Origin of the sequence: Dechloromonas hankyongensis (genome assembly GCF_022012295.1) — a bacterium.
Classification (GTDB): domain Bacteria; phylum Pseudomonadota; class Gammaproteobacteria; order Burkholderiales; family Rhodocyclaceae; genus Azonexus; species Azonexus hankyongensis.
Map to the genome: position 1 here is coordinate 1,325,000 of NZ_JAKLTN010000001.1, position 14,569 is coordinate 1,339,568.

Consider the following 14,569-nt stretch of genomic DNA (forward strand, 5'->3'; position numbering starts at 1 on the left):
TCTGATAAAATCGACAAACTTTTGTTTTGGGAAAGCATCTTGTCCGACGACATCCTGGTCGATATCGAGGACCTTCACTTCGCTTATGACGGACGACCGGTGCTGCAGGGGATCAATATGAAGATCCCGCGCGGCAAGGTGGTGGCCATCATGGGCGGCTCGGGTTGCGGTAAAACGACGCTGCTGCGCTGCATCGGCGGCCAGCTGCGGCCGACCGGCGGGCGGGTTCGTCTGGAAAAGCACCAGGTGTGTGAGATGTCGCAGGCGGAGCTGTACAGCCTGCGCCGCCGCATGGGTATGCTGTTCCAGTTCGGCGCGCTGTTTACCGACATGTCGGTATTCGACAACGTGGCTTTTCCCATGCGCGAACATACCGATCTGTCGGAGGAAATGATCCGCGATTTGGTGCTGATGAAGCTTGAAGCCGTCGGATTGCGCGGTGCGCACAAATTAATGCCAGGGGAATTGTCCGGCGGCATGGCCCGCCGCGTCGCCCTGGCTCGCGCTTTGGCGCTCGATCCGATGCTGGTCATGTACGACGAGCCCTTCACCGGCCTCGACCCGATCGCGCTCGGGGTGATCGGCCAGTTGATCCGCAAGTTGAACGATGCGCTGGGGGCGACCTCGATCATGGTCACCCACGACATTCACGAGTCCCTGCTCATCGTCGACTACATCTATTTCATGAACGGCGGGCGCGTCGTGGCCGAGGGAACACCGGACGAAATCCGTGCCTCGAAGGATCCCTTCGTGCACCAGTTCGTCTATGCCGAGGTCGATGGGCCAGTGCATTTCGATTATCCGGCCGCTTCGGTGCGCGATGAATTCCTGGGCGGGGGGGCGCATGGCTAATCCCGTTGAATTATTGCGCAAGCTTGGTCATTCCACCGTCGATCGCATCTGGCGGCTGGGTTTCGCTGCGCGCTTCTTCTGGGTGGTGCTGATGTATTCCGGCGCTTCCTTTCGACGCCTGCACCTGACGCTGCGCGAGATTTATTTCAGCGGCGTCCTGTCGCTGCTGATTATTTTGGTTTCCGGCCTGTTCGTCGGCATGGTGCTCGGCTTGCAGGGCTACGAAATCCTGCAGCGCTTCGGTTCGACAGAGGCTCTGGGTACGCTGGTCGCCCTGTCGCTGACCCGCGAGCTGGGGCCGGTGTTGGCCGCCATCTTCTTCGCGTCGCGCGCCGGTTCGTCGGTGACCGCCGAGATCGGTCTGATGAAGACGACCGAGCAGCTCAAGGCGATGGACATGATGGCGGTCAATCCGATCGCCCGCGTTGTCGCCCCGCGTTTCTGGGGCGGGGTCATCTCGATGCCCCTGCTGGCGGCCATTTTCTCGGCCATGGGCGTTTTGGGCGGCTGGCTGATCGGCGTCGTTTTCATCGGCGTAGATGACGGTTCGTACTGGTCGCAGATGCAGTCCAGCGTCGATTTTCGTTTCGACGTCTGGAACGGCATCGTCAAAAGTTTTGTTTTCGGTGTTGCGGTCTCGCTGATCGCCGTTTTCGAAGGCTACGATTCAGTGCCGACTGCCGAGGGCGTATCGCGGGCGATTACGCGCACGGTGGTGACGTCGGTGCTGGCCGTGCTGGCCCTCGATTTCATTCTGACATCGTTCATGTTCCGGGGAACTTCATGAACCGTACCGTTCTCGACCTGTGGGTCGGATTTTTCGTCGCCGCCGGCATTGCCGCCATCATGTTTCTGGCGCTCAAGGTGGGCAACCTTTCGTCGGCGCACCTGTCCGAGACGTATGTGCTGCAAGCCAAGTTTGATAACATTGGTGGCCTCAAGGTACGGGGGCCGGTGAAAAGCGCCGGTGTGGTGGTCGGTCGGATTACCGATATCCAGTTCGATGCCAAGACCTACGAGGCCGTGGTCAGCATGTCGATCGACGGCCGTTATCGTTTCCCGAAAGACACGTTTGCCTCGATCTTCACGGCAGGTCTGCTCGGGGAGCAGTACGTCGGTTTCGATGCGGGTGGCGACGAGAAGATGCTGCAGGCTGGCGATACAGTCGCCAAGACGCAGTCGGCGGTTGTGCTGGAAAAGTTGATTAGTCAGTTTTTATTTAGCAAAGCAGCAGACGGACAGGACAAGAAATGACGAAAAGTCTCGGCTTATCTCCGATGCGCAAAGGATATCGCTGGGCCCTCCGCGGGCTCGTGGCTCTCGCTTGTGCCGGCCAAGTGCTGGCCGAAGAGAATTCGCAGGATCCCTACGAGGGTTTCAACCGCTCGATGTTCGCGGTCAATGAAGCCATCGACAAATATGCCGCCAAGCCGGTCGCGCAGGTTTATGACAATGCCGTGCCGCTGCCGGTCAAGGCCGGTGTCGGCAATTTCTTCGGCAACGTCGGCGACCTGTGGATAGGCGTCAATAGCGCGCTGCAGGGCAAGTTCAGCGATGCCGGCGTCGATATCGGCCGCCTGCTGATCAACTCGACCGTCGGCATTTTCGGCTTGTTCGATGTGGCTAGCGAACTGGGCCTCGAAAAGCATGACGAAGATTTCGGCCAGACCCTGGCGGTGTGGGGTGTCGGCAGTGGCGGCTACCTGTTCTGGCCGGTCATCGGGCCGCGCAACGTGCGCGATACGGCAGGCTTTGGTGTCGATTCCTTTGTCGATCCGGTGTGGCGGGTGGAGCGTGTTTCGGTACGCAATAGCATGGTCGCCCTGCGCTTCGTCGATGTTCGCGCCAGCCTGTTGCCGGCCGACAAGGTGGTCGAAGAGGCCGCGCTCGACAAGTATGCCTATATCCGCGACGCTTACCAGCAGCGCCGTCGCAACCAGATTTTCGATGGCCGCCCGCCGCGGCTGGATGATTGATCGTTTTTTCTGCCAACAATGAAAAAAATATTCGCCCTGTTTTTTGCCGGATTAGTCTCCACTGCCGTTTTGGCCGATGAAGCGCCGGATGCGCTGGTGCAGCGCGTGACCGAAGAAGTCCTGGATATCATTCGACACGACAAGGATATTCAGAATGGCAGCACCAACAAAGTCATCGATCTGGTCGACAAGAAAGTGCTGCCGCATTTCAACTTTCAGCACATGACCGCGCTGGCGCTGGGCAAGGAATGGCGCAAGGCCAACCCGCAACAGCAGCAGCAATTGACCGGTGAGTTCAAGACCCTGCTGGTGCGCACCTATTCCAACGCGCTGACCAGCTACAAGAATCAGAAGGTCGTCTATAAGCCGGTCAAGATGGCGCCGGCTGACCTCGACGTGCTGGTGCGTACCGAGGTCCATCAACCGGGCAACAAGCCGGTCCAGCTCGATTACAGCCTGGAAAAGCAGGATACGGGCTGGAAGGTTTACGACGTGGTGGTGGCCGGCATCAGTCTGGTGACCAATTACCGCGACCAGTTCGGCCAGGAAGTGCGCAACGGCGGCATCGACGGTCTGATTGGCTCCATCGCGGCCAAGAACAAGTCCCTGGAAGCGAACCAGAAGAAATGATCGAACGACAGGAAGGGCGCCTGCTGGTCAAGGCGCCCCTGACCATGGCCAATGCCGGCGGCCTGCTCGACGCAGGCCGTTCTGCTTTGCAGGCGGGCGAGGTGGTCTTCGATTTTTCGGCGGTGGACGAGGCCGACTCGTCGGCCATCGCGGTGATGCTCGGCTGGTTGCGGGCAGCCGGTGCAGCCGGCGCGCACGTCAAATTTGCCCATATTCCAGCCGGGGTGCGTTCGCTGGCCGAACTGTACGGTGTTGCCGATCTCCTGCCCCTGGCTTGAAGGGCAAATCAATGGTTGCTGCTGTATCCATCGTTGACGTCGTCAAGCATTTCGGTTCATTGCAGGCCTTGGCCGGGGTGTCGCTCGAGATCGGGCAAGGCGAGTTCTTCGGCTTGCTGGGGCCAAATGGAGCGGGCAAGACGACATTGATTTCATCGCTGGCCGGGCTGGTCCGTCCCGATTCGGGGGTGATCAGCGTCATGGGTCACGATGTGATCCGCGACTTTCGCGAGGCGCGCCGCTTGCTAGGCGTCGTGCCGCAGGAACTGGTGTTCGACCCCTTCTTCAACGTGCGGGAAACCCTGCGCATCCAGTCCGGCTACTTCGGCATCCGCAAGAACGACGACTGGATCGACGAAATCCTCGAGAACCTCGACCTGACCAGCAAGGCCGACGTCAATATGCGCCGCCTGTCGGGCGGCATGAAGCGTCGGGTGCTGGTCGCCCAGGCGCTGGTGCACAAGCCGCCGGTCATCGTACTCGACGAACCGACGGCCGGCGTCGACGTCGAATTGCGCCAAGGCTTGTGGCAGTTCATCCGCCGCCTGAACGGCGAGGGCCATACCATCATCCTGACCACGCATTACCTCGAAGAAGCCGAAGCACTGTGCAACCGCATCGCGCTGATGAAGCAGGGCCGGGTCGTGGCGCTGGATACGACGGCCAATCTGATGGCGGCCCATCCGGGCGCATCGCTGGAAGAGGTTTTCGTGCGGACACTGAAGTCATGATCGGTTTCCTGACCCTGCTCGAAAAGGAGTTCCTGCGCTTCTGGAAGGTGGCTTTCCAGACGGTCGCTGCGCCGGTGCTGACGGCGCTACTCTATCTTTTGATCTTCGGCCATGTCCTCGACGACCACGTCACGGTGCATGGCGTGCGCTACACCAGTTTCCTGATTCCTGGCCTGGTCATGATGCAGGTGTTGCAGAATGCCTTCGCCAATTCCTCGTCCAGCCTGATCCAGGCCAAGATCACCGGCTCCATCGTTTTCGTGCTGCTGCCGCCCATCCCGTACAGCGCCTTTTTTGCGGCCTATGTGCTGGCTGCCATGCTGCGCGGCCTGATGGTCGGGCTGGGGGTTCTGCTGGCCACCGTCTGGTTCGTCGAACTGAAAGTGGTGGCGCCGCTCTGGATCGTCGCGTTTTCCGTGCTCGGCGGCGCCTTGTTCGGTGCCCTCGGCATGATTGCCGGCATCTGGTCGGAAAAGTTCGACCAGTTGGCCTCCTTCCAGAATTTCCTGATCATGCCGCTGACCATGTTGTCCGGCGTTTTCTACTCCATTTACACCTTGCCCGCGTTTTGGCAGCGCGTGTCGCATTACAATCCTGTTTTTTACATGATCGACGGCTTCAGATATGGCTTTTTCGGCGTCTCCGACGTGGCGCCGGAAACCAGTCTGCTAGTCGTCGTCACCTGCTTCGCAGCAGTGTCCTGGGGGACGCTTGGCCTGCTGAAGCGGGGCTGGAAGCTAAGAGCCTGAACACGATGAATCCCGAACACATCAAGCAACTGATCCTGGCCGGCATGGCCTGCGATTTCCTCGAACTGGATGGCGACGGCCAGCACTTTCAGGCCATCATCGTGAGCAGCGAGTTTGTCGGCAAGAACCGCGTGCAGCGCCAGCAGCGTGTCTATCAGACCCTGCAGGAAAAACTGGCGACCGGGGAATTGCACGCCCTGTCGTTCAAGACCCTCACCCCGGAAGAATGGAGCGCGCAGCGTGGATAAGTTGTTGATTGAAGGGGGCAAGGCGCTCTCCGGCGAAGTCGCCATGTCCGGCGCCAAGAACGCGGCGCTGCCCATCCTCTGTGCCTCGCTGCTCACCGCCGAGCCGGTGCATTTCACCAATGTCCCGCACCTGAACGACATTTCGACCATGCTGCGCCTGCTTGGCGACATGGGCGTCGGCGTGACCATGGATGGCGTGGACGGCCTAGTCCTCAACGGCGGCGGCCTGAACAACCCGGTCGCCTCGTACGAAATGGTCAAGACCATGCGTGCCTCGATCCTGGTCCTCGGCCCGCTGGTTGCCCGCGGCGGCGAAGCCCGCGTTTCGTTGCCCGGCGGCTGCGCCATCGGCGCCCGGCCGGTGGATCAGCACATCAAGGGCCTGCAGGCCATGGGTGCCGAGGTCAAGGTCGAGCAGGGCTATGTGCACGCCAAGGCAACCCGTCTGAAGGGTGCCCGCATCTGTACCGACATGGTGACCGTGACCGGTACCGAGAACCTGATGATGGCGGCCTGCCTGGCTGAGGGCGAGACGATCATCGAGAACGCCGCGCGCGAGCCGGAAGTGGTCGATCTGGCCAACTGTCTGATTTCGATGGGGGCCCGCATTTCCGGGGCCGGCACCGACGTCATCCGCATCCAGGGCGTCGACAAGCTGCATGGTGCGACGCATGCCATCATGCCGGACCGCATCGAGACTGGCACCTATCTGTGTGCCGCAGCGGTCACCGGCGGTGATATCCGCCTACTGAAAACCTCGGCGGCCTATCTCGATACCGTGGTCGACAAGCTGATGGACGCCGGTTGCGACATCACCGTCGAGCGTGATGCCATCCGCCTGGTCGCGCCGAAGCGCCTGAAGGCGGTCAGCCTGCGCACGGCACCGTACCCGGCTTTCCCGACCGACATGCAGGCCCAGTTCATGGCTATCAATTGCATTGCCGACGGGGTAGCCACCATCCGCGAAACCATCTTCGAAAACCGCTTCATGCACGTCAACGAGTTGATGCGCCTGGGGGCCAACATCCAGATCGAAGGCAACAACGCCATCGTGCGCGGCGTCGAGCGGCTGGAAGGGGCGACCGTGATGGCCACCGACCTGCGCGCCTCGGCGTCGCTGGTCATCGCCGGCCTAGTGGCCGAAGGCGAGACGCTGATCGATCGCATCTATCACCTCGATCGCGGCTACGAGCGGATCGAGGAAAAGTTGGCGCGCCTTGGTGCCTCAGTAAAGCGAGTGCATTAACACGCCAACTTTCTGCGCAGGCTAATGCCGGCGTTACGCCGTAGCCAAAACTCACCAAACTGTGGGCTTCGGTCAAGCGGGTGCATTGATTTCTGGAGTGTGTTGGCTGTTGTTTCGTCGCTGAAATTTCGACTTCCGGACTGCGTGTCAACGGAAAGCGAAAAAAATGCTTGGCGTATTCGAAATGCTGCTACATACTCCGAACTTCGGGATTTCCAGGCAGTGTGTTGTTCCTGCACCGTAATCGGTTTGTCAGCTCCTCGGTCTTGGCTCTCGTAATTTTTTCAATCTTTTCCAAGGAAGCTACAAATGGCAACTGGTACCGTCAAGTGGTTCAACGACGCTAAGGGTTTTGGTTTCATCTCTCCGGACGGCGGCGGTGAAGACCTCTTCGCTCACTTCTCCGCAATTCAAGGCAACGGTTTCAAGACCCTGGTCGAAAACCAGAAGGTCACCTTCGACATCGTTACCGGCCCGAAGGGCAAGCAAGCCGCGAACATCCAGAAGGCCGACTAAGTCGTCCTGCTGATCGCGAAAAGCCCGGCTTGCCGGGCTTTTTTGCGTTTACACCATCGGTTGCACATGGCATGGGCTGCCTCCATAATCGACGCTTTACCCCATAAGAACGAGGAGATATCGATGTTGCGCAGAACCTTCATCGCCGCTGCCGTGGCCACCACCCTGTTTGGTGCGGCCAGCGCCCAGGCGCAGACCTATCGTGCCGAGTACCGCCTGTCGACCACGCTGGGTACGGCCTTTACCTGGGGGCAGGCCGGCGAACGCTGGATCGAGCTGGTCAAGGAAAAGACGCAAGGGCGCATCAACATCAAGCTCTACTCCGGCAATTCGCTGGTTGGCGGCGAACAGACGCGCGAATTCACCGCCATCCGCCAGGGCGTGATCGACATGTCGATCGGCTCGACCATCAACTGGTCGCCGCAGATCAAGGAGCTGAACCTCTTCTCGCTGCCCTTCCTGATGCCCGACTACAAGGCGATCGATGTGCTGACCCAGGGCGAAGTCGGCAAGGATTTGTTCGGCGTGCTGGAAAAGCGCGGCGACGTGATCCCGCTGGCCTGGGGCGAGAACGGCTTCCGCGAAATGTCCAACTCCAAGCGCCCGATTGCCTCGCCGGCTGACATGAAGGGCATGAAGTTCCGCGTCGTCGGTTCGCCGCTGTACAACGAGACCTTCTCGGCGCTCGGTGCCAATCCGACCCAGATGAGCTGGGCCGATGCCCAGCCGGCGCTGGCTTCCGGCGCCGTCGACGGCCAAGAGAACCCGCTGTCGGTCTTCGTCGCCGCCAAGCTGTCGACGGTCGGCCAGAAATACCTCACCCTGTGGCACTACGTCGCCGATCCGCTGATTTTTGTGGTGAACAAGCAGGTTTGGAACAGCTGGACGCCGGCCGACCGCGAGGCCGTACGCCAGGCGGCGCTGCAAGCCGGTCGCGAGAACGTCGAGAAAGCGCGCAAGGGGATTGCCGGCAACGACAACGCCGTCCTCAAGCAAATCGAGGCGGCCGGCGTGACCGTCACCCAGCCGACCGCAGCCCAGCGTGATGCCTTCGTGCAGGCCACCCGCCCGGTTTACGACAAGTGGTCGAAGACCATCGGGGCCGATCTGGTCAAGAAGGCCGAAGCGGCCATCGCCAAGCGCTGAGCCTGTCCCTATCTCGCCGCGCCGACGGAGGTCGGTGCGGCGTTTTTCTGCAAGTGATCCATGTCTGAATCCGACAAAGCCGCCCCGGGCGGCAAGCTGACGCTCGGCGCCGTCGAGCGTTTCCTGATGGCCGCCTCGATGGGCGTGTTGTGCCTGCTGACCATGGCCAACGTGCTGGTCCGTTATTTCACCGATATTTCCTTTGCCTTCACCGAGGAAATCTCCGTGGCGCTGCTGGTGGTGATGACGCTGGTCGGGGCGTCGCATGCCTTTGCCAGCAACCACCATATCGCTATCACCTTTTTCGTCGATCGCCGCCCGGCCTGGCAACCTGCGGTGCGCCGCTTTGCCGCCTTCTGCTCGCTCATCATGTTCGGCCTGCTTGCCTGGTACGGCGTGCTGATGGCGTGGGATGACTACAGTTTCGAGGTGACTTCGCCGTCGCTTGGTGTGCCGCAATGGTGGTACACCGTCTGGCTGCCGCTGCTCTCGGTGTTGATCGTGATGCGCCTGCTGGCCGTCTTGTGGCGAGGAGGCAAGTGATGGACTGGATACTCTTTGGCATCTTCATCGTCCTGATGCTGTCCGGCGTGCCGCTGGCGGTGGCCATGGGGCTTGCGGGTGTAACGGTGGTGGCGATTGCCGATTTCGGCATGCTGTCGCTGCCGACCAACGTCTATACCGGCATTGCCAAATATCCGTTGATGGCCATCCCGGTTTTCGTCATTGCCGGCCTGATATTCGAAAAGGCCGGCGTGGCGGCCACCATCGTCCGTTTCGCTTCGGCGCTGGTCGGCCAGCGCCGGGGCAGCCTAGCCATCGTCGCCATTCTGGTGGCGATGATCCTCGGCGGCATTTCCGGCTCCGGGCCAGCCGATTCGGCGGCGGTCGGTGCGGTGATGCTGCCGTCCATGCTCAAGGCTGGTTATCCGCGCTCCTTCACGGCCGGCGTCATTGCTGCCGCCGGGTCGACCGACATCCTGATCCCGCCATCCATCGCCTTCGTCATCTACAGCCTGCTCGTGCCGCAGGCCTCGGTGCCGGCGCTGTTCGCCGCCGGCATGATCCCCGGCATCCTGTCCGGCCTGACCCTGATCCTGGTCGCCTGGTGGCTGTCGGTGAAACACGGCTTCGAGGCCGATGTGCAGGAAAAGCGCCCGCCGTTCTGGAAAAGCCTGAAGGAGGCCGGCTGGGGCCTGGCGGCGCCGGTCATCATTCTCGGCGGCATGCGCAGCGGCCTGTTCACGCCGACCGAGGCGGCGGTGGTCGCTGTATTCTACGGCGTGCTGGTCGGCACGGTGATCTACCGGACGCTGAACTGGAAGGATATCTACAACGTGCTGGTCGAGTCGGCCGAGATTTCCTCGGTGATCCTGACCGTGGTCGCCCTGGCCAGCGTTTTCGCCTGGGCGAGCAATACGCTGGGCACCTTCGACCATCTGGCGGCCGCCTTGCTCGGCACTGGACTGTCGGAAATCCCGATGCTGCTCAGCATCCAGTTGCTGCTGCTGATCGCCGGCATGTTCCTCGACGCCATCTCGATCTACTTCATCTTCCTGCCGCTGCTGGTGCCTATCGCCATGCACTTCAACTGGGACCTGGTGTGGTTCGGCGTCATCATCACCATGAACATGGCGCTCGGCCAGTTCCATCCGCCGCTCGGCGTGAACCTGATGGTGACCTGCCGGATGGCCGGCGTGTCGATGGAATCGACCGTGCCCTGGGTGTTGTGGATGGTGGCGGCGATGGCCGGAACGATGTTCCTGGTTACTTTTGTGCCCGATCTGGCGCTCTGGTTGCCGCGTCACCTCGGGTATCTGTAAGGGGCTCTGCTAAAATGGCGCTTTCGCCTTTTTAGCAAGCCTGCCCGTGACGACCATCACCATCGCCCTGTCCAAGGGCCGCATTTTCGACGAAACCCTGCCGCTGCTGGCCGCCGCAGGGATCGTGCCGACCGAGAACCCGGAAACCTCCCGCAAGCTGATCATCGAGACCAATCAGCCGAACGTGCGGGTGGTCATCGTCCGCGCCACCGATGTGCCGACCTATGTCCAGTACGGTGCCGCCGACATCGGCGTGGCCGGCAAGGACGTGCTGATCGAGCACGGCGGCGAGGGCCTCTACGCGCCGCTCGACCTGAAGATCGCCAAGTGCCGGATGATGGTCGCCGTTCCGGAAGGCTTCGATTACGACAACGCCGTCCGCCAGGGCGCCCGCCTCAAGGTGGCATCCAAGTACACCAAGACGGCGCGCGAGCATTTCGCCGCCAAGGGCGTCCATATCGACCTGATCAAGCTCTACGGCTCGATGGAACTGGCGCCGCTGGCTGGCCTGGCCGACGCCATCGTCGACCTGGTGTCCACCGGCGGCACGCTGAAGGCCAACAAACTGGTCGCCTGCGAGCACATCATGGACATTTCGTCGCGCCTCGTCGTCAATCAGGCCTCGCTCAAGGTCAAGCGCGAAACCCTGCAACCGATTATCGACGCCTTTGCCCAGGCGGTGGAGAAGTAAGCCCATGATTGCCATCAAGCGCCTGTCTACGGTCGACGCCGACTTCAAGGCACAAATGGATGCGCTGCTCGCCTTCGAGGCGGCGGCCGATGAAGGCATCGAGCGCACGGTCGCCGGCATCCTGGCCGACGTCAAGGCGCGCGGCGATGTAGCCGTCGTCGAGTACACCAACAAGTTCGATCGCCTGACGGCGGGCTCGATGGCCGACCTCGAACTGTCCAAGGCCGAAATGCAGCAGGCCCTCGACGGCCTGCCGGCCGACCGCCGCGCCGCGCTGGAAGCCGCGGCTGCCCGCGTCAAGGCCTACCACGAGCGCCAGAAGCTCGACGGCTGGTCCTACACCGAAGCCGATGGCACCATGCTCGGCCAGATGATCACCCCGCTCGACCGCGTCGGCCTCTACGTGCCGGGCGGCAAGGCGGCCTACCCGTCGTCGGTGCTGATGAACGCCATTCCGGCCAAGGTCGCGGGCGTCAAGGAACTGATCATGGTTGTCCCGACGCCGGATGGCGAGCGCAACCAGCTGGTCCTGGCGGCGGCCTGTCTGGCCGGTGTCGACCGAGTGTTTGCCATGGGCGGCGCCCAGGCTGTCGGCGCGCTGGCCTACGGCACGCAGACCGTGCCGCAGGTGGACAAGATCGTCGGCCCGGGCAATGCCTACGTCGCCACTGCCAAGCGCCGGGTGTTCGGCATCGTCGGCATCGACATGGTCGCCGGGCCGTCGGAAATCCTGGTCGTGTCGGACGGTTCCGGCAATCCGGACTGGGTGGCGATGGACCTCTTCTCGCAGGCCGAACACGACGAGTTGGCGCAGTCCATCCTGATCTGCACCGACGCCGCTTTCATCGAGCAGGTGCAGGCCAGCATCGAGAAGCTGCTGCCGACCATGCCGCGCCGCGCCGTGATCGAAACCTCGTTGACCGACCGCGGTGCCTTCATCCTGGTGCGCGACATGGAAGAGGCGGTCGCCATCGCCAACCGCGTCGCCCCGGAACACCTCGAACTGGCGCTGGCCGATCCCGATCCGTGGGTCGCCAAGATTCACCACGCCGGCGCCATATTCATCGGCCACTACACCTCGGAATCGCTCGGCGACTACTGTGCCGGGCCGAACCACGTGCTGCCGACGTCCGGTTCCGCCCGTTTCTCGTCGCCGCTCGGCGTATACGACTTCCAGAAGCGGACCAGCCTGATCAATGTATCCAAGGCCGGCGCCCAGACCCTGGGCCGCATCGCCTCGACGCTGGCGCATGGCGAAGGCCTGCCGGCGCACGCCAAGTCGGCCGAATTCCGGCTGGAAGGCTGAGTCGGCAAGCGCCTTGAACGATACAAGCACTTCCAGAAGCCGCCCGGACCTCCGGGCGCTTTTTTTGGGTTTCTCCGCGGTCGGCCTGTCCGGTTTCGGCGGCGTGCTGCCTTTCGCCCGGCGCATGCTAGTGGAGGAGCGCCACTGGATGACCGGCGAGGAATTCAATGCCCAGTTGGGCCTCTGCCAGTTCCTGCCCGGCCCCAACGTGATCAACCTGGCGGTGGTGGTCGGCAAGCGCTATCAGGGTCTGCTGGGGGCCATCGTCGCACCGCTCGGACTGCTCGCCGGCCCGTTGGCTGTCGTTCTGCTGCTGGCGCTGATTTACGACCACTACGGTAGCCTGCCGCTGGCGCAGGGCATGCTGCGCGGCATTGCCGCCGTCGGTTGCGGCCTGCTTTTTGCGACGGCTTGGCGGATGGGAATGGCGATCAAGGATAAGCCGGCCTTCCTGCCCTTCACCATTCTGGTTGTCGCCGCCATCGCTTGGCTGCGCTGGCCGATGCCGGTGGTCATGCTCGGCGGCCTGCTGCTTTCCGGTGGTGTGGCCTATTGGAAACTGGGCCGCAAATGATTGCGCTCCAGCTTTTTCTCGAATTCGCGCTGCTGTCCGGCGTCGCTTTCGGCGGCGCGACGGCGCTGCTGCCCGAAATGCATCGTGTGGTGGTCGAAAACCACCACTGGCTGGACAACACGACCTTCACCAACCTCTACGCCATTGCCCAGGCTGCGCCGGGGCCGAATGTGCTGGTGGTGACGCTGATCGGCTGGGAAATCGCTGGCCTCGCCGGGGCCCTGGCGGCAACGGCGGCCATGTGCCTGCCGATGAGCATCCTGATCTACCTGTTGATCGATCGCTGGGAAAGCTTTGCCGGTAAGCGCTGGCAAAAAGCGATCAGTCTCGGCGTCTCGCCGCTGGCGGTCGGCCTCATTTTCTCGGGGGCGACGCTGATTGCGCAGGCCGCCGACTTTGGCTGGACGGCGTGGCTGCTGGTGGCGGCGACGCTCGCCGCCAACCTGCGCCTCAAGCTTCACCCGCTGTGGTTCATCGCCATCGGTGCCGGCTTGGGACTGCTCGGGCTGGTCTGAGCTCAGTCCTTGTTGTAGGGGTTTTCCAGCCCGGCGATCACTTCCTGGAAGACGGCGCGGATCTGGGCTTCGTCGCATTCCATCAACAGCGCGTCCTCGAAGGCGTCCTGCGCCATCTGGCGCAGTTCCTCGAGGTTTTCGCGCAGGACCTTGATCTTCTCGGTGCAGGCCACGATGCTGCCATCGGGGCGTTTCCAGACGGTTTCCATGAGGCTCAGCCCAAGATTTCGCGCAGCCCGTCGACCAGGGCCCGGCACTCGGCATCGGTGCCGACCGTGATGCGCAGGAACTGGTCGATGCGCGGCAGCTTGAAATGGCGGACGATGATGCTGCGCTCGCGCAGCGCCGTGGCCAGTTCGGCGGCATCGCGCTGCGGGTGGCGGGCGAAGATGAAATTGGCCGCCGACGGCAGCACTTCGAAGTCGAGCTTGGCCAGATCGGCCGACAGCGTGTCGCGCGTGGCGATGACGGCCTGGCAGCACTGCTCGAAATGGGCCGTGTCTTCCATGGCGGCGACGGCGCCGACGATGGCCAGGCGATCCAGCGGGTAGGAGTTGAAGCTGTTCTTGACCCGTTCCAGCCCTTCGATCAGGGCCGGATGGCCGACCGCGAAGCCGACGCGCAGGCCGGCCAGCGAGCGCGACTTGGACAGCGTGTGGACGACCAGCAGGTTGTCGTAGCGGTCGACCAGCTTGATCGCCGATTCGCCGCCGAAGTCGACATAGGCTTCATCGACGACGACGACCGAATCCGGATTGGCCTTGGCGATCTGTTCGATGGCGTCGACGGCGAGCAGGCGGCCGGTCGGCGCATTGGGATTGGGGAAAATTATGCCGCCGTTCGCCTTGCCAACGTAGCCGGCCGGATCGAGCGAAAAATCCTCGGCCAGCGGCACGGTCTGATAGTCGACCCCGTACAGCCCGCAATACACCGGGTAGAAGCTGTAGGTGATGTCAGGGAACAGGATGGGCGCTTCATGCTTGAGCAGGGCCATGAAAATGTGGGCCAGCACCTCGTCCGAACCGTTGCCGACGAAGACCTGCTGCGCCGACACGCCGTGCAGCCGGGCAACGGCCGCCTTGAGCAGATCGGAGTTGGGGTCCGGGTAGAGGCGCAGGCGCGCCGCGTCGCCGTCGAGTTCCGCCTGGACTGCCGCCAGCACCTTGGGCGAGGGCGGATAGGGGTTCTCGTTGGTGTTCAGCTTGATCAGATTGGCGATCTTGGGCTGCTCGCCCGGGACGTAGGGGGTGAGGTCGTTGACGACCTGGCTCCAGAAGCGGCTCATGGG

Annotated in this window: 19 protein-coding genes and 1 pseudogene; 18 read left to right on the forward strand and 2 right to left on the reverse strand. The window is 62.4% G+C overall.

The window, feature by feature from the left end:
• The first annotated feature begins 39 nt into the window (after positions 1–39).
• The 18 genes and pseudogenes from LZ012_RS06290 (at position 40) to LZ012_RS06375 (ending at position 13,281) form a co-directional block, all read left to right on the forward strand.
• Positions 40–852, forward strand: coding sequence for an ABC transporter ATP-binding protein (locus LZ012_RS06290; protein WP_275708717.1), 813 nt, complete (start codon positions 40–42; stop codon positions 850–852).
• A complete protein-coding gene (gene mlaE, locus LZ012_RS06295) occupies positions 845–1,639 on the forward strand; it encodes a lipid asymmetry maintenance ABC transporter permease subunit MlaE (protein ID WP_275708719.1) in 795 nt (264 codons plus the stop codon). The genes LZ012_RS06290 and mlaE overlap by 8 nt, the downstream gene beginning before the upstream one ends.
• Positions 1,636–2,106, forward strand: a complete 471-nt coding sequence (mlaD, locus tag LZ012_RS06300; protein WP_275708721.1) for an outer membrane lipid asymmetry maintenance protein MlaD — start codon at positions 1,636–1,638, stop codon at positions 2,104–2,106. Before mlaE ends, mlaD begins: the two co-directional genes overlap by 4 nt.
• A gap of 59 nt (positions 2,107–2,165) precedes the next feature.
• Complete coding sequence (locus LZ012_RS06305; RefSeq protein WP_275708723.1) at positions 2,166–2,828, forward strand: MlaA family lipoprotein; 663 nt, start codon at positions 2,166–2,168, stop codon at positions 2,826–2,828.
• Between the two features lie 18 nt (positions 2,829–2,846).
• Positions 2,847–3,458 (forward strand): MlaC/ttg2D family ABC transporter substrate-binding protein, encoded by a 612-nt coding sequence (locus LZ012_RS06310; protein WP_275708725.1) that lies wholly within the window; start codon positions 2,847–2,849, stop codon positions 3,456–3,458.
• A complete protein-coding gene (locus LZ012_RS06315) occupies positions 3,455–3,736 on the forward strand; it encodes an STAS domain-containing protein (protein WP_275708727.1) in 282 nt (93 codons plus the stop codon). Before LZ012_RS06310 ends, LZ012_RS06315 begins: the two co-directional genes overlap by 4 nt.
• Before the next feature lie 11 nt (positions 3,737–3,747).
• A pseudogene (locus LZ012_RS06320) lies at positions 3,748–4,434 on the forward strand (ABC transporter ATP-binding protein); the annotation flags it as partial.
• Positions 4,435–4,463: 29 nt separating this feature from the next.
• On the forward strand, positions 4,464–5,216 hold the full coding sequence (locus LZ012_RS06325) for an ABC transporter permease (RefSeq protein ID WP_275708729.1): 753 nt from the start codon (positions 4,464–4,466) through the stop codon (positions 5,214–5,216).
• 5 nt (positions 5,217–5,221) lie between these two features.
• Positions 5,222–5,464, forward strand: a complete 243-nt coding sequence (locus tag LZ012_RS06330) for a BolA family protein (protein ID WP_275708731.1) — start codon at positions 5,222–5,224, stop codon at positions 5,462–5,464.
• Entirely contained in the window at positions 5,457–6,710 is a 1,254-nt protein-coding gene (gene murA / locus LZ012_RS06335) for a UDP-N-acetylglucosamine 1-carboxyvinyltransferase (RefSeq protein ID WP_275708733.1), read from the forward strand. Before LZ012_RS06330 ends, murA begins: the two co-directional genes overlap by 8 nt.
• 309 nt (positions 6,711–7,019) lie before the next feature.
• The gene (locus LZ012_RS06340; protein ID WP_027457731.1) at positions 7,020–7,226 is read left to right on the forward strand and encodes a cold-shock protein; all 207 of its coding nucleotides are present in this window, start codon (positions 7,020–7,022) and stop codon (positions 7,224–7,226) included.
• Between the two features lie 123 nt (positions 7,227–7,349).
• Positions 7,350–8,372 carry a DctP family TRAP transporter solute-binding subunit gene (locus LZ012_RS06345; RefSeq protein ID WP_275708735.1) on the forward strand — a complete coding sequence of 341 codons (1,023 nt, stop codon included), beginning with the start codon at positions 7,350–7,352 and terminating at the stop codon, positions 8,370–8,372.
• A gap of 60 nt (positions 8,373–8,432) precedes the next feature.
• The gene (locus LZ012_RS06350; RefSeq protein ID WP_275708737.1) at positions 8,433–8,915 is read left to right on the forward strand and encodes a TRAP transporter small permease; all 483 of its coding nucleotides are present in this window, start codon (positions 8,433–8,435) and stop codon (positions 8,913–8,915) included.
• On the forward strand, positions 8,915–10,195 hold the full coding sequence (locus LZ012_RS06355; RefSeq protein ID WP_275708740.1) for a TRAP transporter large permease: 1,281 nt from the start codon (positions 8,915–8,917) through the stop codon (positions 10,193–10,195). Before LZ012_RS06350 ends, LZ012_RS06355 begins: the two co-directional genes overlap by 1 nt.
• A gap of 46 nt (positions 10,196–10,241) precedes the next feature.
• Positions 10,242–10,886 carry an ATP phosphoribosyltransferase gene (gene hisG / locus LZ012_RS06360; protein WP_275708742.1) on the forward strand — a complete coding sequence of 215 codons (645 nt, stop codon included), beginning with the start codon at positions 10,242–10,244 and terminating at the stop codon, positions 10,884–10,886.
• A 4-nt stretch (positions 10,887–10,890) separates the two neighbouring features.
• A complete protein-coding gene (gene hisD, locus LZ012_RS06365) occupies positions 10,891–12,192 on the forward strand; it encodes a histidinol dehydrogenase (protein WP_275708755.1) in 1,302 nt (433 codons plus the stop codon).
• Positions 12,193–12,256: 64 nt separating this feature from the next.
• Positions 12,257–12,766: a chromate transporter gene (locus LZ012_RS06370; protein WP_275708757.1), complete on the forward strand. Its 510-nt coding sequence runs from the start codon at positions 12,257–12,259 to the stop codon at positions 12,764–12,766.
• Positions 12,763–13,281, forward strand: coding sequence for a chromate transporter (locus tag LZ012_RS06375; RefSeq protein WP_275708759.1), 519 nt, complete (start codon positions 12,763–12,765; stop codon positions 13,279–13,281). Before LZ012_RS06370 ends, LZ012_RS06375 begins: the two co-directional genes overlap by 4 nt.
• A 2-nt stretch (positions 13,282–13,283) precedes the next feature.
• On the opposite strand, the gene LZ012_RS06380 is transcribed toward LZ012_RS06375, so the two are convergent.
• Both LZ012_RS06380 and hisC read right to left on the reverse strand, forming a co-directional pair.
• On the reverse strand, positions 13,284–13,490 hold the full coding sequence (locus tag LZ012_RS06380; protein ID WP_275708761.1) for a hypothetical protein: 207 nt from the start codon (positions 13,488–13,490) through the stop codon (positions 13,284–13,286).
• A 5-nt stretch (positions 13,491–13,495) separates the two neighbouring features.
• The gene (hisC, locus tag LZ012_RS06385) at positions 13,496–14,566 is read right to left on the reverse strand and encodes a histidinol-phosphate transaminase (RefSeq protein ID WP_275708763.1); all 1,071 of its coding nucleotides are present in this window, start codon (positions 14,564–14,566) and stop codon (positions 13,496–13,498) included.
• Positions 14,567–14,569 lie beyond the last annotated feature (3 nt).